The following is a 17,059-nucleotide window of genomic DNA, read 5'->3' as shown; positions in this document are numbered from 1 at the left end:
GCTTCACCGACGGCGGTGCCGACCGGCGCAGGCGATCTTATCGGCGAACGCGGTCGAGCACGTCGTCCCGGAGCGAGACCATCCGATCACGGGAGGGCGCCTCGACGTTGAGCCGCAGCAGCGGCTCGGTGTTGGACGCACGCAGGTTGAACCAGGCGCCGTCGGGGAAGCGCAGGGTGAGCCCGTCCATCTCGTCGGCCACCGCGTCGGGGTACGCGGCCCGCACCTCGGCCACCGCCGCAGCCTGGTCGGTCACCGTCGAGTTGATCTCGCCGGAGGCGATGTAGCGCTCGTACTCGCCAGCCAACACGGACAGCGGCAGCGACTGCTCGCCCAACGCCGCCAGGGTGTGCATCGCCGCGAGCATGCCGGTGTCGGCGAACCAGAAGTCGCGGAAGTAGTAGTGCGCGGAGTGCTCGCCGCCGAAGACGGCGTTCGTGCGGGCCATCTCCGCCTTGATGAAGGAATGCCCGACCCGGGCGACCACCGGCTGCCCACCGTGCTCACGGATGATCTCCGCGACCGCGCTGGAGGTAATCAGGCCGTGGATCACCGTGGAACCCGGGTGCTTGGCCAGCTCACGCGCGGCGACCAACGCGGTGATCGCCGACGGTGAGACCGGCTCGCCCCGCTCGTCCACCACGAAGCACCGGTCGGCGTCGCCGTCGAAGGCCAACCCGATGTCGGCGCCGTGCTCGACAACCGCGCGCTGGAGGTCCACCAGGTTCGCCGGGTCCAACGGGTTGGCCTCGTGGTTGGGGAAGCTGCCGTCCAACTCGAAGTAGAGCGGCACGATCTCCAGCGGCAGCGGCGACAGGGCGGCGTCACCCAGCACGGTCGGGACGGTGAAGCCACCCATCCCGTTACCGGCGTCGACGACCACCTTCAACGGCCGGATGCCCGAGAGGTCCACCAGCTTGCGCAGGTAGCCGGCGTAGTCGGGGAGCAGGTCTCGCCGCTCGGCCGGCCGGGTCGGCTCACCGGCCGGACGGGCTTCGCCGGAGTCCAGAAGGGCCTGGGCCCGCTCCCGGATCTCCGCCAGACCGCTCTCCTGGCCGATCGGACGGGCACCGGAACGGCACATCTTGATGCCGTTGTACTGCGCGGGGTTGTGGCTGGCCGTGAACATCGCGCCGGGCAGGTCGAGCGAGCCGGAGGCGAAGTAGAGCAGGTCCGTGGAGGCGAGCCCGATCTCGATCACCGAGCGCCCCTCTGCCCGTACGCCGGCGGCGAACGCGGCGGCCAGCCCGGGCGAGGTGGCCCGCATGTCGTACCCGACGACGACCGCGTCGCCCGGCTCGTCAGTGGAGTTGAGCAGCTGGGTGAACGCCGCCCCGAGCGCCTCGGCGGCTCGTTCGTCCCACTGGTCCGGCACCGTCCCTCGAACGTCGTACGCCTTCACGATCTGGGACAGATCAGACACGTGTTCCACTCCTAGGCCGCAAGTTAGACACCGATCCTGAGCCTAACGGAGGCACCGGTTCGTGCCTGCCTCAGCCGGGGAGCCGAGGAATGAAGACTGTGTGGCCACCCTCGTCGGTGGGCGGCTTCCCGGTCTGCGGTGAGCCAGGCATCGGCTGCGTCGCCTCTGGCACAGCACCGGCACCGCCCGACGGTGCACCGTAGACCCCGCCGGCGGCGGGTCGCGGCGACGGCGCCGCACCCCAGCTCGGGGCTGGAGGCTGCTGGCCGTACACCTGACCTGGGTGACCGGGCGCGGCCGGGGGCCTACCACCGGCGCGGTAGGTCGTGCCGCCGGGGTTGCCCGGCAACGCGCCCGGCAACGCGCCCGGCGACTCGTCGGACGGCTTGCGGTCCTGCCGCGACCGCCGCAACAGCAGCACGACGAGCAGCAGGCCGACAGCCACCATCACGATGCCGAAGAACATCACCGGCGACCCTCCGCCGGACGACTCCGCGGCAGCCGGCTTGGTGTCCGGCGCGCTGGACACCAGAGCTGCTGGGTTCACCGCCTCGTCGACTGTCGCGACCTCGGTGGGAGTCGGGGTGGGAGACGGCGTCTTCGACGGCGTCGGCGACGGGGTCACCCGCGCACCGGTCACCCGGGCCGTATCGCTGTGGTTACCCAACGTCTGACCCTCGGCGCTGAGACCCACGCCGGTCACGACGAGCCGACCCCCGGGGACACCCGCGGCGATCGCCACCCGGTACCGCACCGTGATCCCCTTGCCCTTGCACAGCCTTGGCTTCGCAGGCGACGTCTGCGCGGTCTGCACCGTGCCAGTGCTGCCCGACACGCCCACCGGAAGCCAGCGCCCGTCCGCGGCGACCTCGACAGTCACCTGTTCCGGCTGGAGACCTTCGAGGCGCAGACCCAGCGCGGTACGCAGGATGACGCACCCGTCGGTGCGCTTGCGTACCGCGACGTTCACCCCCTGCGGAGAACCACCGGCGGCGAAGCTGCTGGCCGCACCGACCCGGACCACGTCGCTGTCGGCAGACGCCGGCGACGCGCCGAGCAGCACCAGGCCGCCCACCAGAGCGCAGACCGCCGCGAGCCGCGTCGTACGTCGACGCACCGTCATGATCACCTCGCCGTTCTCCCCGGGTGGGGTCCGCGGGACAGGCTACTACCGGCCCATCCAACCCACCGGTCATAGAGCGGCCCGGATGTGTGCGGCGTTACGGTTTACGGCCCAGCCCGTCGACCTGCGGAGAGGATGAGCATCGCACCGGTTCACCGCAGGCCGAGCGGGCGCCCGGCACGGTCGGTCGAGCCTCGATTAGTCGGCTTGTTGGGCCTGGGCGAGGGCGTCGCGGCTGAGGCGGTCGGCGGTGCGGGTGGTCTCCGGCAGCCGGTAGCGCGGGGACAACGCGACCACCTGCGCTGTCGCGTTCTCCAGGCTCATCCGATGCCCGACGCTGACGAAGACCGGCTTCACGCCGTCCTGGGTACGCAGCACCCGGCCGACGACGTCACCGCCGTCGCGGAGCGGCGACCAGGCACCCCGCTGGTCAGCCGGCGGATCCCACGTCCCGACCAGTGGTGTCTTCCCCACCCCGATCGCGGGCAATCCGGTGACCACCCCGAGGTGACAGGCGAGACCGAACCGACGCGGATGAGCGAGCCCGTGCCCGTCGCAGACCAACAGGTCGGGCACAACGGTCAGGCGGTCCAGTGCGGCGAGCAGCGCGGGCAACTCACGGAAGGCGAACAACCCCGGCACATAGTCGAACGCGGGCCGTCCCACGCTGACCGCGGAATCAACAACCTCCAACGTCCGGGCGTCCAGCACCGTCACGGCCGCCGCCAGAAGGTCACCGCCCTGGGAGTACGCGACATCCAGGCCGGCCACCGTCGCAGGCGCGCTGGGCCCCGGCCCGACCAGGTCGACCAGCGGCCGCAACTCCTCCTGTACGGCCACCGCCTCCGCCACACTGCCCGGCCCCACCGGCTGTGTGCCGATGTCCGGCCCTGCGTCCGCCCCCGAGCGTGATCCACTCGACTTCACGGAAACGGGGCTATCCCACAGCGCTGGATGCCCCGTCTTCCTGAAACCGGAGTCGATCACGGTCGGTGCGGTCCGTCCGCGTCGACGCTGGTGGCACTGCCGTCCGTCGCACGCCGGCCCGAGTGGTCACGCTCGTCGCCCTGGGCCGGGAGACCTGCCGGGGCAGACTCGACGGACTTTCGACCTCTCACCAGGCCGAGGCCGACCGCGATGGCAACGCCCAGGGCGACGCCGAAAGCCACCCCACCCTTCGCACCGAACACGGGGATGCCGACAGCCAAACCGATCGCAATGCCAACCGGCCATGCCCAGACAGTGGACCAGGTGCTCTCCGAGCCGGATCTCGCCATGCGTCGATCTTATTCGGACACACCAACTCTCGCGCCCACCCCGCCCGCTTACCGTGCCACCGGAGACCGCCGGTCAGGCAAGACCCACATCCGCTTCCAGCGCCGCCAGGTCCCGCTCCGCCTCGTCCAACGACTTCGCGTCACCACCGAAGACCGCCTGCTCGTAACGCTCCCCCGCCAGCACCAACCGAGCGTCCAACCCTTCGGCCGTCACTGGCCCTCCCTCCCGTCGACCAACTCGCGGAGCAATGCCTACGCCGCTCTCGCGATGTCCGGGTCCGCGCCCAAGCCCCTAAGGTGGACCGAGTCCTGATCGGAAGTCGTAGTGGAGATCGCCGTGCGTCGGCCTCAACGGTCAGCTCCGGCACCGCTTTCGAACATGGCGCGTAGCTCGCCTTCGGCGGGCAACTTCTCGCCGCCGGTGACCGTCTCGGCCACCGCTTCAGCCTCGGCGCGGCTCACGTTCCTGTAGCGGTCGAAATTCCGGTAGTCGTCGAGGAAGCGCACAACGAGACCAGGGTCATAAGCCCAGGCGCGAGCGCGATGGTCCCAGAGAACGGCCTGTCCGTGCCCCGCGTCCATGACGAAGAGACCCGCCGGCTCTCCTTGCTCATCAGTCCGGTAGATCACGTAGTAGCTCAACAATCTCCCGCTCCAACTCTTCGGCAACGTGCGGTGCTACCGGGAAGTCACGAGACCCTAGCTCAAACTCCCGCACAACCTGCGCAAGACTTGTCCCATGCCGACTCAGCCAGCCGCGATACTCACGCCAAGCGTCGGGGTTCTGGCTGATCCATTTCGCGAAAGTGGCGTCCTTCGGGCGGAAACGGAGGTCCAGTCCGGCCGGCAGAGCATCCGGCAGGCCGCGCTCGCGGTTCGCGACAAGCATCCGCAGAAACGCGTCGATTCGCCGTTCCGGACTGTTCGACGGCCGTCGCACGACCTCATACTCTCCGTGGGTTGCCAACCACGCCTCTCGTGATGCCGGGGTGTGCAGCTGCAACTCGATCAGCATCCCGTCGGGCGACCGGAGGGTGCAGTTCAATCCATAGAAGCGATTCCCCGGCCGCCAAAAGTTCTTACATGTTGAACTTGGCACTGAGAAGTCAGCCTCTACCAGCCCAGCAAGGACCAGTTCGACGGCTTCGGTGTAGTGCTCACCGGGCGGCATCTCGAAACAGAATCTCAGGGCGTCGTTGACTTCGGACGCGAACTCGATCACGTCGATCTCGGCGAGGCGGGCTTCGTCGAGATACTTCCGTGCCAGCGATTCCAGCCCTTTGACGCGAAACCTTCGACCCCGTAGTCGGATCGATTCACCGAGGCCGAGCGTGTCAGCCACACTCCGCCCGACCCGGGCCAGGGCATCCTCGACCTGATCAGCGGCTCCGAGGGCCCGCTCGCGAAGCTCCGTCAGCGCAGCCAACTCCGCAGTCGTGAGCAGATTGAGGTCGGTCGGTGGCTGGTCCGAGTGGCCCGAGGTCGCCGCACTGTCACCTACACCCGCCGAGCCCGGGCCGTCCAGGAGCAGGTACATCCGGTTGACGTACGGGTCACCGTGGCCGCCGCTGTCGTACGTCGAGGGGTGGTCCGGGAGGTCCGGCCGCTCGCTGAACCGGCCTCGGGGTAGCCCGCCGAGCGGCATCGGTCGGCCGTCGCCGCCCAGCACCAGCGCGTCGATGCCGACCACGTCGGGGTACAACGGCCGGTCCCGGACCACACCGGTCTGCGGGTCGACGTAGAGCACGGTGCCGTTCTGGTTGAGCGCCACCCAGGCGTGCGAACCGCCGTGTGCCCACTCGGTGACCAGGAACGCGTAGCTGCCGTGGCCTCCGAGGAGCAGCTGGTCTCGCAGGTTGCGGTAACCCCGGTCGGCGGCCTGCCGCGCCTGCTCGGCGTACGTGCGTTGGCCGGACGGGGCGAGGAGTTGCTGGAAGCGCCCACCGGTGATGTCCTCCACCCGGCCTGGGCCGCCGGCCTCGCCACGGATGGGTCGGCGGATGTCACCGTCCAGGTAGCCGTCGAAGGTGCGGGGCGCGGACACCCGGGGCCGCCCGTGGACCCAGGTCTCGAACAACGACAGCGTGCAGTCCAGGCAGTTGATGCCCCGGGTGGCGTCGGCGGCGGGACCTCCGTCATTGAGGAGCCGGAACCAGCCGCCCCTGCGGGGGTCGGCGGTGCGGGTGATGGTGCCGTCCTGCTCGCGGGGCATCTGCCGTTCCACGTCGACCTGGTGCAGGGCGAGCGGCGGGCGAAGCCCTCCAGGCTGCCCGTACGGCCGGGAGTCGTCGATCGGTGGAGGATCGTCGTCGCCGGTGAGCCGGGACGGGCCGGAAGTCTCCACAGCGCCGAGCGCGAGCGCGCCCACGTCCCGGTTGGCGTGTTCGAAGGTGGCGGCGTCGATGTCCACGACCGGCGGTGCCGTGGTGCCGGTCAGCACCGCGTCTGCCAGGTCACGCCATTGGGCGTACGCGCGTGCTTCGTCGTTCGCGGCCCGCTGCCAGCCGTCGGCCCACTGCCGGTGACCTGCCTGGTGCAACTGTCGGGCGTAGGTGGCGTACTCGATTGCCCTGCGATCGTGCTCTGCGGCCCGGGCGCGCAGTCGGGTCGCCTCTGCCTGGCGGCGGTTGTGCTCGAAGCCGGTCCGCTGCGATTCGTAGTGGCCCTGGTACCGCCGCCGCTCGGCGGCTTCGGCCTCGGCGGCCCACTGCGCGGCGTAGAAGTCGTCGGTCTCCGTTGCCGACACGACCGGATCGCCGAAGACCAGGTCGACGGGGATCGACGCCCTGCCCCGGGCCGGATGCTCGGGTGCCGGGGCCGGTGCGCGCACTGTTGATGTGGTTGCGCGGGACGGCACTGCGGAACGGCCCACCACCGTCGGGGTCGTCCCGACCAGCGGGGCAGCTGAGGTGCCCGGCGGCGTCGGGCCGGGGACGGTTGTCGGTGTGGGCGCGCCGGTCGACGGAGACCAGGCGACCGGACCGGCGGTGTGCGGCGGGCTCGCGGGCTGGCCCGGCGTGACACCGGTGGCCGGCCCGCCAACCGGCTCGACGGTGCCGGCCACGGGTGCGGCCACCGACGACAACCTCGGATCAGCGGTCACCGACGACAGCCTCGGATCGGTTGCCACCGACGAGAGCGTCGGATCAGCGGCCACCGGCGGCAGCGTCGGATCAGCGGCCACCGGCGACAGCGTCGGACCGGAGTCCATCGAGGACAGCGCCGGAGCAGCAGCCACCGATGACAGCACCGGATCGACGGCCACCGCAGGCAGTGCCGAATCAGCAGCCACCGCCGGTGGTGTCTGACCGGCCGCGACCGGTTGTGTGATGGCCGCGTCCGTCAGGAATTGTGCGTTCGTCGACGGCATCGGCTCGGGCGCGCGCAGCGGATCGTCGACGCGATCCACGTCGTAACTGGCGCCCACCGTTGCTGACGCCGATACGTGCACGTCGGCGACGGCCGGCGGGTCGGCGCGTAGCGGGACCACGTCGTTCGATGGCGTGGTCTGCGTCGGAACGACCGGAGAAGAAGGCCCATCCAAACTCGCCCCGGAAGAAGAGGAGGACCCGAGCGCCGCCACCGACGGCAGTGCGGGGCCGACCAGTGAGGCCCCGGCGAGGGCGTTGGTCTGTGCGTCGAGCCGGGCGCGTAGCGCGTGGTCGGTCTGGCCGGTCACCGAGCCGGTGGCTCCGGACGCGGCGGCGCGTGCCACGTCCTCCATCGAGGTCAGGCCCTGGCCGGTGGCGAGGCTGGCAGCGCTGTCGGCGAGCACCTCGCCGGTCATCTCCCGCCCCAGGTGTTCACCGACTCGGGCCGCTCGCCCCGTCGCGTGGCGGCCGAGCCCGGCGAGCGGTGCGACCGCCCCGCCGGCCATCCCGCCGACCGCCGACGCGCCGAGGTCGGTCAGGTCCAGGCCGTGCGCCCTCCCGGTGGAGTTCTGGTACGCCTGGGTGGCCAGCGTGACGCCGCTCTCCTCCGCGGCCTCCTCCAGCCCTTCGCGGGCGGCCCGCTTGGCGAGCCCCCGCACCCCTTCGCGGGTGACCTCCTTGGCGGCTCGCTCGCCGGCCTCCCGGAGCCCGTGTTTGAGCGACTTGCTGGCCAGTTGGCCCATCAACCGCTTGATGATCTGTTGGACCAGCAGCCGCGTCGCGCCGATCGCCGCGCCGGCGGCAGGGGTGGCGGCACCGGCGGTCAGCACCGCCGCGACCGCCACCGAGAGCAACTCGATGACCAGGATGCCCAGCTCGATCCAGACTTCGAGCTTGGCGCCCTCGATGTCGCACCCGCATTCCTCGACCAGGCGGCCGAGGTCGGCGGTGACCGCGAGCAGCACGGGCAGCGGGGCGTCGGGGTTTTCGGCGATGCCTCGCCAGGCAGCCTCGAATGCCGCGTCGACGGCCCCGACCCCGCCGTAGCCGTTGCGCACCTCGACGGCGGCCGCGGCGGCGTCGGTCTGCGGGCCGGCGAGCACCGAGGCGACGTCGTACCACCGGTCGGCGACGTCCCAGACGGCCCGCTCGTTGCCCTCCGGCCACTGCACACCGACGACCCAGTCGAGGGCCTCGTAGATCCAGCCTGGAACGTCCCACAGTGCGAGGTCCAGTGGGTGCGGAATCGGGCTGGGCAGCACGCTCATCGGGTGTCCCCGGCCGTCAGGGCTGGTCGGTGAGCCGGCCGAAGCGGGCGGCGTTGGCCCCGTCGGTCTGCACGCTCGCGTCGACCGCGCGGACCACGTCGCCACCCAGCTCGGTGAGCCGGTGCCCGACACCCGCCCAGGCCCGCATGACGGTCTGCTCGATCTCGCGGTAGTTGCGCTCGAACGCGGCGCCGATGTCGTCGCGGCCCCACGGTCTGGCACCGCTGGCGGTCTCGATCGCACCACCCTCGGCCGCTCGGCGGGCCGTCACCGCCTCGCCGGCGAGCCCCAGGTCGGCGCCACCCCGACGCGCCCGGGACGGATCGAGCCAGAGCTGCCCGTCGGTCATTCCTTCACCTCACGCCTGCCGAGCACCGCGTCGGCTCGACCGAGCAGGGCCGCGTAGTTGCCGGTACGCAGGAACTCCACCGAGCCGGAGCCGGCTGGCATGCTCTCGGCGACGAGGTCGCGGGTGGCGTCGGCTGCGGCGGTCGCGGCGGCGTGGACCGTTTCGGTGATTTTTCGGCCGAGTGCCCCCGCGTCGCGCTCGCGGTAGACGGTCGACGCCAGCTCCACCTGGACCAACTCGCCGCGGGCGCCCACTGTCGCGGTGACCTGACCGTCGGCCGACCGTCGGGTCACCCGGAGCTCGGCGAGCCGTGTCTGCAGGTTGTCCAAACCGGACCTGAGCTGCTGGTATTGCCCGTACACGTCGTCGAATCGGGCTCGTAGCTCGCGGTTGGCGTGCCGGTCCACGTGTTCGCTCACCGCCGCTCCTCCCGTCACCGTCGGTAGAGCAGCACCATACCGGCTGCCATCGATCCGTGTAGTCCGGTAGTTTCAGAGCGTGATCGACCGTCAGCAGGCCGAACAGCTCGCCGCCACGTGGGCCCGCCGCGACTCGCGGCGCCTGGGCCACGAGTGCACAGCGATGGTGGACGAGTTCGACCTCGGCTACGTCATCACGTCCGTCGTGCCCACCGAGGTGCGGACGGTCCCCGGGGACCTGCCGACGACGGTCATCGACAAGCAGACCGGCACGGTTACCACCTGGCCACGGGTGCCGACCGACGTGGTGGCGGAGTTGTACCGGCGCAGCCAGCCGTCCGGGCCGACCGCTCCCCGCACCGTCGATCCGTCGAGTCTGCTGGTCCGGGAGATCCACCGGGTGGCCACCCCGAACACGTCCGCGCACCTGACCATCGACGGGCGGATCTGGACGGCGGAGGGCGCGAAGGGCGACGTCCCGCTGAATCATCACCCGCTGGTCCGCAGCTATCTCGACGAGTTGCCCCCCGGCGATCTGGTCCGGGGCGGGGAGGCTCACGCCGAGCTGATCGTCGTCTCCGACGTGCTGCACGAGTACGACCACCGCCGGGCCGCCGAAGGCATTGCGCCGATGGGTCGGGCCGAGGCGGCGGCGCTGCTGGAGGGCGCCCGATTCGAGATCTTCCGGATCCGTGAGCCCGGCGATCCGGCTGGTGGTCCCGCCGAACTGCCCTGCGAATCGTGCATCACCTTCCTGATCCGCGCCAACGTCCTGCCGGAGTCGGCTCGGGCGTACACCGAGACCTGGCGTGCGCCGGCGGCGACCGATCCCGACCCTGGTCGCTTCCCGACGGAGGTCGCGAACGCGCTGGTCGCGGCCGGCTGGCGACCGCACATCGGAGATCAGATAATGGCCGCCGCAGCCGTGCGGGATGTGACAGCGGTGCCGGGGGCGACCCACCAGCACACGGTCTTTCCGGCGGCTGTGGAGGCGCTGACCGCGTTTCCCAGCCTGGTCGGCGCCCGGCGCGGCCGGGGCGAGCAGGTGTGGATCTCGCGTTTCGACATCCGCCCACACATGATCGCGCACACCGCCGACACACTCGCGGACTTCGGCGCGGTGCTCGGCGTACGCCTCTTCCCGATCGGCACCGAGCAGCAGGACAGCATCCTGGCAGTCGACGAGCGGGGTCGGGTCTTCGCGCTCGACCAGGCCGGCGAGTGGTTCCTCGGCGACACCATCGACGCCGCACTGACCACTCTGCTGCTCGGCCGTGCCCCGGCTCGCGTCCGCGACGACGGCACCTGGCAGGCGGACTAGGGCGGGGCCCGGTGCACGGGCCCCGCCTCCGAGATCAGCGAAGCACCTCGACCGTGTTGCGGCGGACCAGGTTCTTGCCCGGCTCGCGGATCTGCTCCATCGCGGCGGAGTTGAGCAGCACGCAACTGCCCGACGGGCCGGTCACCGTCACGGTGGTCGCCCGGTTGTTGTCCAGGTTGGTCACCCGCAGCCGGGTACCCACCGGGAACTGCCCGCTGGTGGCCCCCGGTCCGGCGGCCTCCTCGAAGAAGGTGATCGCACCCGAGCACGCCGACCGGGGTGCCGGGCCGGACGCGGCGGGCGACGCGGCACCGGGGCGTACCGTTCCGGGTGCCGGTGCGGCGGCAGGCGGCGCGGCACCGTCGAGGCGCTCCACCACGTTGCGACGGATGACGTTCTTCCCGGGCTCCCGGACCAGCTCCATGGCGGCGGCGTTGAGCAGCACGCAACTACCCGACGGCCCGGTCACCGTCACGGTGGCCGCCCGGTTGTTGTCCAGGTTCGTCACCCGCAGCCGGGTACCCACCGGGAAGCGGTCGCTGGTCGCCGCAGGCGCCCCGCCCTCCGCGGAGAAGGTGACCGAGCCGGAGCAGACGGACGACCGTGTCGGGGCGGTGCCGGCGAACCCCAGGTTGGTCCCCACCGCGACACCCGCCGCGGCGAGCACCGCCACGCTCGCCGCCAGCACGTGCTTGCGCTGCACCCTCATCGCCGTCACTCCCGTCCTCGGTGTTTCCGTCACCGCCTGGTACGGACGGGACGGGCCTACCGTTCAGCCGGCACGGGAATCGATCTAGCGACGGTCAGGTCCACCGGCCCGTACCGGGTACGTGACGCCCCGGTGATCAGCGCCCAGTAACGGTCCCCGTACGACCAGTGCCACCACTCGGTCGGGTAGTTCACCATCCCGGCGCCACCGAGGGCGTCCACCATGATCTGCCGGTTTCGGCGGGCGGTCGCGCTGATGGTGGGCGCGTCGGTGAAGCAGGCGTCGGCACTGTCCTCCGGGGTGGCGTCGATGGCCGTGCCCAGGTCCAGTTCCACGCCGTCGTCGGTGCACAGTGTCAGGTCAACGGCCCCACCCGTGCTGTGCGGGGCCACCTCGACCGGTGAGACGAACTTGGTGGTCTCGCGATGCAGTCGCTCCGGGGACCAGTCCGGGTGCCGGCGACGCAGCTCGTCCCGGTAACCCGTGAAGATGGCCAGCTGCGACTGGTACGGCCGGTAACCCTCGACCACCAGCAGGCGCAGCCCGGCGGGCAGGGCACGCTGCGCGGCCAGCAGGCGGTCCACGACCTCGGCGCGCAGCCGGGCGTACGCCCCGGCGGGGTCGACCGCGCGGCCGTCGAGGCGCAACTCGGGCAGCGCCCGTAGGTCGACCAGCGGGTCTCCGTCGTCGGAACTGGGTACGGCGGCCACCCGGGGATCGGAGAGCAGGATCATCGGATGCTCCCCGCCGTCGTCGCGGGCCGTCCGGCGTGCCGGACGCGGGCCAGCTCGACGAGTCGGTCCACCACCTCCCGGTAACCGACACCGACAGCGGCCCACACCTTCGGGTACATCGAGTGCGCGGTGAAACCAGGCATGGTGTTCAGTTCGTTGACGTACACCGAACCGGTCGTCTCGTCGTAGAAGAAGTCGACGCGGGCCAGGCCCCAACCACCGATCGCGGCGAACGCGCGCAGTGACAGGTCACGGATCAGCTCGGTCACCTCGTCCGGCAGGACAGCGGGAACGATCATCGGGTCGGCGTCGCCGAAGTACTTCTGCTGGTAGTCGAACCAGCCCCCGGCGACCCGCACCTCACCGACCGCCGACGCCTCGGGGCGCGAGCCGCCGAGCACCGCGCACTCCAGCTCACGACCGGTGACCCCCTGCTCGACAATGACGAGCTGGTCGTGGCGGAGCGCCTCCTCCACGGCGGCGGCCAGGTCGTCGCCCTCGCCGACCCGGGTGATGCCGATCGAGGAACCCATGCTGGCCGGTTTGACGAAGAGTGGCCGGCGCAGCCCGACGACCAGTTCCTCCGGGTCGTCGGCCGTCCGGTAGGTGTGCGAGTCGAAGGCGACGTACGGGGTGACCGGGATGCCCTCGGCCCGCAACGCCCGCTTCATCGCCACCTTGTTCATGCCCACCGCGGAGGCGAGGATGCCGCACCCGACGTACGGCACGTTCAGCGACTCCAACAGCCCCTGCACCACACCGTCCTCACCGAACGGCCCGTGCAGCACCGGGAAGACCACGTCCAGCTCGGCGTGCACGGCGCCGGGTGCGTTGCCGGCGGCCACCTGCACGACTCCCGGGCACGGGCCACTCCGGAGCTCGACGGCCGGGCCGGTCACCACCAGTTGGTCGTCGATGGCCCGCTCTCCGGCCGGCCGGTCCCGCAACTCGGCGAGCACCGAGTCGGGCATCAGCCGGAACCCGCCGCTGCGGGTGACGCCGATGGCGACCGTGCGGTAACCGCTGCCGGCGAGCGCCCGGGCCACACCGAGCGCGGACGCGCAGGACACTTCGTGCTCCGCCGACGGACCACCGAACAGGATCCCGATCCGAATGGGCGCGCTCACGCCGCCACCCCTTCCGCCGCCGTCACGGCGATGGGCCGCTGGACCACCAACCGCGCCAGGAGCGACGCCTCGACGTTCCCGCCGGTCAGCACCACGCCGGCCGTCCGCCGCCGGCCGAAGCCCACGCCCGCGTCGCCGGAGAGCCGTAGCGCACCGGCCAGGCCGGCCGCACCGGACGGCTCGGCGAGCACCTTGAACTCCATCAGGATCAGCCGGAACGCCGCGCTGATCTCGTCGTCGTCGACCCGGACGACCCCGCGCAGCGCGTCGCGCACGATGGCGAACGGCAGCTCACCCACGCAGGACGGCCGCAGCCCGTCCGCGATCGTGGGCGCCGACGCGACCGGCACGCGCACACCGGCCGCCAGGCTGCGGGCGAGCGAGTCACAACCCACCGGCTCCACGCCGTACACCTCGATGCCTCTGCCGGCCGCGGCCAGGCACGCGCCGGCCACCCCACCACCACCACCGACGGGTACGACAAGCGCGTCCAGTGGTGTGCCCGCGCGCTCGGCCTCCTCGATCAGCTCCAGGCTGGCCGTGCCCTGCCCGGCGATGACGTCCGGGTGGTCGTACGCGTCGACGACGGGGTGACCACTCTCGTCGCTGAGCTCGTTGGCCGTCGTCACCCGTTCCTCGACGTCGGTGCCGGCGAGCACCACACGTGCCCCCGCCGCACGGGCCCGGTCGACCTTCGTCGGTGCCGCGTCGACCGGCAGGACCACTGTCGCCGCGAGCCCGTGCTCCCGGGCCGCCAACGCCACCGCTATCGCGTGGTTGCCGGTGCTCTGTGCGATCACACCGGTGTGGCCGGCCGCGGCGAGCCGACCGACCGCCCGCAGCGCGCCCCGCATCTTGTACGAGCCGCCGTTCTGCAGGTTCTCCGCCTTCAGCAGGATTCGCGCCCCGGCCAGATCGTCGATCACCGGGGACCGCAGCACCGGAGTGCGGACCACCCGACCGGCGAGCCAGGCGGCGGCCCCCTCGACATCGACCCGGACCTGGCCAACGGTGCGTGACATCGTTTCTCCTTTCGGGCACGCCGCAGGTGGGGTCCAGCGGTACGCGGACCCCGGCGGTGTGGTGGAAGCGTTAGTGCGGGTTGGGTAGTCGGACGTCGACTCTCAGGCCGCCGTGCTCGGCGGGCCGGGCCGCGATGATGCCGTCGTGCGCCTGGGTGATCGAGCGGGCGATGGCCAGGCCCAGGCCGGCGCCCCCGCCCTGCGAGGTGCGGTCCCGGGCCAGCCGGCGGAACGGCTCGAAGAGACCGGCCACCGCTTCGGCCGGCACGGGCTGACCGGTGTTGACCACCGACAGCGCGGGTTCGCCGCTCACCGTGACAGTGAGCGAGCCGCCCCGCCGGTTGTACTTGATCCCGTTCTCCACCAGGTTGGTGACCAGGCGTTCCAGCAGCACCCGTTCGCCGACGACGATCCGGGGCGCGAGGTAGGTGTCGATGGTGACGTCGGCCTCCCGGGCACGGTCCTGGTAGCCGGCGAGTACCGCCTCGACGATCGTGTCGAGCCGCTGCGGTATCCGCGACCGCAGGCCCTGGTCGCTCTCGCTGAGCGCGAGCAGACCCTCGATCAGCCGCTCGTTGCGCTCGTTGGTCTCCAGCAGTTGGCCGGTCAACAACTCCAACTGCTCGCCGTTGAGCGCTCGGGCCATGCCGACCTCGATGAGCGTCCGCTGCACGGCGAGGGGCGTACGCAACTCGTGCGACGCGTTGGCGGCGAACCGCCGCTGCCCGTCGTACCCGGCGGAGATGCGTTCCATCATCGCGTCGATCGCCCGGGACAGTTGGGCCAGCTCGTCGCGGCCCCGGGGCCGGATCCGGTGACCGAGGTTCTGCGGGCCGAGATGCTCGATGGGGCCGGTCAGGTCACGGACGGGACGCAGGCACCACACCGCGCCGAGCCAGACCCCCACGAGCGCGGCCACTGTCACGAGCAGGACGGCCGCCAGGGGCAGCACGAACGCCCCCGGGCGCGCGTCCGCGCAGACCGTGTACAGCCCGGGTATCGGCAGGTCACAGAACTGCTGCCCCCAGGTCCAGGTCATCGCCGCCACCCACTTGCCGATGGCCGGCAGCGCAGGCCCGGCCAGCAGTGCCAGCAGACCCACCAGCAGCACCCGACGTCGGGGCGTCCAGGTCACGCCGTCCCGCCGATGCGGTAGCCGGCCTTCGGAACGGTGTGGATGACCGCCGGATCGCCGAGCTTCTTGCGCAGGGTCATCACGGTGACCCGTACCGCGTTGGTGAACGGGTCGGCGAACTCGTCCCAGGCCTGCTCCAGCAGATCCTCGGCGCTGACGACCTGGCCGTCCGCGCGCAGCAGCACGTGCAGCACCGCGAACTCCTTCGGGCTGAGCGCGAGCGGGCGGCCGTCCCGGGTGGCCGTGTGCCGACCCACGTCGAGCACCAGGCCCTCCTGGGCGAGCACCGGTGGCAGCGCCGGCGTGGACCGGCGGCCAAGGGCCTGTACCCGGGCGACCAGCTCGGCGAAGGCGAACGGCTTGGTGAGGTAGTCGTCCGCGCCGAGCCCGAGACCCTCCACCCGGTCCCGGATGCCGGCCGCAGCGGTCAGCAGCAGCACCCGCGTGCCGACCTGAGCGTCGGTGATGCTGCGGCACACCTCGTCACCGGTGTGTCCTGGCATGTCCCGGTCCAGCACCGCGACGTCGTAGCGGTTCACCCCGATCCGCTCCAACGCACCGTCACCGTCGTAGCAGACGTCCACGGCCATCGACAGGCGGCGCAGCCCTTCGGCCACCGTGTCCGCCAACAACCGCTCGTCGTCCGCCACCAGCACCCGCACGTCGTCCGCTCCCCCGCGTTCCGCTTACCCGGCATACCGTGGCAGGCCCGGGTTAAGGGTTCTGTAAGCACCCGCCGACAGCCATCGTCCACGGCATTGCCCCAGGGACAAGTAACCGCGACCCAGGTGGCCGCCGGGTTCGTCCCGGCCGCCGACCTCATGCGCCCTGTGTCCCGACGTCCCCGGCGGCAGGTGACCCAGAGTGAGCCGCGTCACCGGGCAGCGGGGCCGCTCGGCCTCACAAGCGATACCTCTGAGTCATAGATATGACTCAGAGGTATACCGCTCTCTGCTCTGTCCTCCTCCGGGGAGGTGACGCCGCGTGAGCACGGGCCGCTGGGCGGGTCAGTCGCAGGCTGTGCCGTCGCCGTCGCGGTCCAGGTCGTAGATGTCGGACCCGATCACGCGGATGGGGCCGCTGACGTAGGCGGGACCGTTGCCGCTGCCGCCCGCACAGTCGACGTCGCTGGCGATCGGGACGCAGCCGCTGTAGTTGGGGTCGCACTTCGACGACTGCGGCTTCTTGGTGCCGACGGCGACGACCTGGGTCACCGGCTGCTTCGTCACTGTGGACTTGACCAGCTTCCTGGACGTCCGCACCCCGTTCGTGGTGGTCACCTCGTACGTCAGGGTTCGTACCCCGTTGACGCCCTTGGTCCGCACGACCCGCTTGCCCTCGGCCAGGGAGGCGTCCTTGACGGTCCTCTCCGCGTACCGGACGGTGGCTTGCTCCGTCTCGGTCGTCACCTTGACGACCGGCGCGGTCGCGGCATCCGACGGGGTCGGCGAGGCCGCCACCGAGGAAGCGACGGCGTCGGGCGTCGCGACCAGCTCGGCGACCGGGGCGGGAGACTCCTCGGTCGGGTCGGCGGGCGCCGCCACGATGGGTTGCTGCGCCTGCTCGGCGGCTGTGCCGGTCTTGGTCGGCTCCGGCTCGCCGGCCAGCGCGCCGATGATGGCGGTGCCGGTGCAGCAGAGCAGCAGGATCGACAGGGTCACCGAGCCGAGGATCACGGCGGTACGGCGGGCAGGGCTGGCCCGACGGAACCAGTTCGGGCGGGGGGCCTGACCGAACGACGACGGGTACGGCGGGCCCGGGTTCTGTGGTGGTTGCATCGT

The 17,059-nt window shown here is 71.4% G+C and carries 16 protein-coding genes; 1 reads left to right on the top strand and 15 read right to left on the bottom strand.

Annotated elements, in window-relative coordinates:
• Nucleotides 1-37 precede the first annotated feature (37 nt).
• The 8 genes from FHU34_RS32485 to FHU34_RS32445 all read right to left on the bottom strand — a co-directional run bounded on the left by FHU34_RS32485 (nt 38) and on the right by FHU34_RS32445 (nt 9,230).
• A complete protein-coding gene (locus FHU34_RS32485) occupies nt 38-1,423 on the bottom strand; it encodes a phosphomannomutase/phosphoglucomutase (protein WP_145786412.1) in 1,386 nt (461 codons plus the stop codon).
• 70 nt (nt 1,424-1,493) lie between these two features.
• Entirely contained in the window at nt 1,494-2,546 is a 1,053-nt protein-coding gene (locus tag FHU34_RS32480) for a hypothetical protein (protein WP_145786411.1), read from the bottom strand.
• A gap of 198 nt (nt 2,547-2,744) precedes the next feature.
• Nucleotides 2,745-3,428 (bottom strand): deoxyribonuclease V, encoded by a 684-nt coding sequence (nfi, locus tag FHU34_RS32475; protein ID WP_145786510.1) that lies wholly within the window; start codon nt 3,426-3,428, stop codon nt 2,745-2,747.
• Nucleotides 3,429-3,896: 468 nt separating this feature from the next.
• Nucleotides 3,897-4,037, bottom strand: a complete 141-nt coding sequence (locus FHU34_RS32465) for a hypothetical protein (protein WP_208745234.1) — start codon at nt 4,035-4,037, stop codon at nt 3,897-3,899.
• Between the two features lie 134 nt (nt 4,038-4,171).
• Nucleotides 4,172-4,465, bottom strand: coding sequence for a hypothetical protein (locus FHU34_RS32460; RefSeq protein WP_145786409.1), 294 nt, complete (start codon nt 4,463-4,465; stop codon nt 4,172-4,174).
• Nucleotides 4,437-8,462, bottom strand: coding sequence for a toxin glutamine deamidase domain-containing protein (locus FHU34_RS32455; RefSeq protein ID WP_145786408.1), 4,026 nt, complete (start codon nt 8,460-8,462; stop codon nt 4,437-4,439). Before FHU34_RS32455 ends, FHU34_RS32460 begins: the two co-directional genes overlap by 29 nt.
• Nucleotides 8,463-8,478: 16 nt before the next feature.
• Nucleotides 8,479-8,811 (bottom strand): hypothetical protein, encoded by a 333-nt coding sequence (locus FHU34_RS32450; RefSeq protein ID WP_145786407.1) that lies wholly within the window; start codon nt 8,809-8,811, stop codon nt 8,479-8,481.
• A complete protein-coding gene (locus FHU34_RS32445; RefSeq protein ID WP_145786406.1) occupies nt 8,808-9,230 on the bottom strand; it encodes a YbaB/EbfC family nucleoid-associated protein in 423 nt (140 codons plus the stop codon). Before FHU34_RS32445 ends, FHU34_RS32450 begins: the two co-directional genes overlap by 4 nt.
• A gap of 79 nt (nt 9,231-9,309) precedes the next feature.
• On the opposite strand from FHU34_RS32445, the gene FHU34_RS32440 reads away from it, so the two are divergent.
• Complete coding sequence (locus tag FHU34_RS32440; protein WP_145786405.1) at nt 9,310-10,551, top strand: SUKH-3 domain-containing protein; 1,242 nt, start codon at nt 9,310-9,312, stop codon at nt 10,549-10,551.
• Between the two features lie 34 nt (nt 10,552-10,585).
• Here FHU34_RS32440 and FHU34_RS32435 read toward each other — a convergent pair whose 3' ends face one another.
• The 7 genes from FHU34_RS32435 to FHU34_RS32405 all read right to left on the bottom strand — a co-directional run bounded on the left by FHU34_RS32435 (nt 10,586) and on the right by FHU34_RS32405 (nt 17,056).
• On the bottom strand, nt 10,586-11,260 hold the full coding sequence (locus FHU34_RS32435; protein ID WP_145786404.1) for an RlpA-like double-psi beta-barrel domain-containing protein: 675 nt from the start codon (nt 11,258-11,260) through the stop codon (nt 10,586-10,588).
• 56 nt (nt 11,261-11,316) lie between these two features.
• Complete coding sequence (locus FHU34_RS32430; protein ID WP_145786403.1) at nt 11,317-11,994, bottom strand: M15 family metallopeptidase; 678 nt, start codon at nt 11,992-11,994, stop codon at nt 11,317-11,319.
• Nucleotides 11,991-13,121 (bottom strand): D-alanine--D-alanine ligase family protein, encoded by a 1,131-nt coding sequence (locus FHU34_RS32425; protein ID WP_145786402.1) that lies wholly within the window; start codon nt 13,119-13,121, stop codon nt 11,991-11,993. The genes FHU34_RS32430 and FHU34_RS32425 overlap by 4 nt, the downstream gene beginning before the upstream one ends.
• A complete protein-coding gene (locus FHU34_RS32420) occupies nt 13,118-14,143 on the bottom strand; it encodes a threonine ammonia-lyase (RefSeq protein ID WP_145786401.1) in 1,026 nt (341 codons plus the stop codon). Before FHU34_RS32420 ends, FHU34_RS32425 begins: the two co-directional genes overlap by 4 nt.
• A gap of 70 nt (nt 14,144-14,213) precedes the next feature.
• Nucleotides 14,214-15,278 (bottom strand): sensor histidine kinase, encoded by a 1,065-nt coding sequence (locus FHU34_RS32415; protein ID WP_244312072.1) that lies wholly within the window; start codon nt 15,276-15,278, stop codon nt 14,214-14,216.
• Nucleotides 15,275-15,940, bottom strand: coding sequence for a response regulator transcription factor (locus FHU34_RS32410; protein ID WP_145786400.1), 666 nt, complete (start codon nt 15,938-15,940; stop codon nt 15,275-15,277). The genes FHU34_RS32415 and FHU34_RS32410 overlap by 4 nt, the downstream gene beginning before the upstream one ends.
• 345 nt (nt 15,941-16,285) lie before the next feature.
• Complete coding sequence (locus FHU34_RS32405; RefSeq protein WP_244312085.1) at nt 16,286-17,056, bottom strand: G5 domain-containing protein; 771 nt, start codon at nt 17,054-17,056, stop codon at nt 16,286-16,288.
• Nucleotides 17,057-17,059: the final 3 nt, after the last annotated feature.

Source organism: Micromonospora taraxaci (assembly GCF_007830095.1).
GTDB classification, from domain to species: domain Bacteria; phylum Actinomycetota; class Actinomycetes; order Mycobacteriales; family Micromonosporaceae; genus Micromonospora; species Micromonospora taraxaci.
Note: the sequence above shows the minus strand (reverse complement) of the source record. Positions and strands in the feature narration are given on the sequence as shown.

Bases quoted from the DNA above. Each gene is read 5' to 3' on its own strand.
- FHU34_RS32480 (WP_145786411.1), bottom strand. From the start codon at position 2,546: ATGACGGTGCGTCGACGTACGACGCGGCTCGCGGCGGTCTGCGCTCTG.
- FHU34_RS32435 (WP_145786404.1), bottom strand. From the start codon at position 11,260: ATGAGGGTGCAGCGCAAGCACGTGCTGGCGGCGAGCGTGGCGGTGCTC.
- FHU34_RS32450 (WP_145786407.1), bottom strand. From the start codon at position 8,811: ATGACCGACGGGCAGCTCTGGCTCGATCCGTCCCGGGCGCGTCGGGGT.
- FHU34_RS32455 (WP_145786408.1), bottom strand. From the start codon at position 8,462: ATGAGCGTGCTGCCCAGCCCGATTCCGCACCCACTGGACCTCGCACTG.
- FHU34_RS32405 (WP_244312085.1), bottom strand. From the start codon at position 17,056: ATGCAACCACCACAGAACCCGGGCCCGCCGTACCCGTCGTCGTTCGGT.
- FHU34_RS32420 (WP_145786401.1), bottom strand. From the start codon at position 14,143: ATGTCACGCACCGTTGGCCAGGTCCGGGTCGATGTCGAGGGGGCCGCC.
- FHU34_RS32430 (WP_145786403.1), bottom strand. From the start codon at position 11,994: ATGATCCTGCTCTCCGATCCCCGGGTGGCCGCCGTACCCAGTTCCGAC.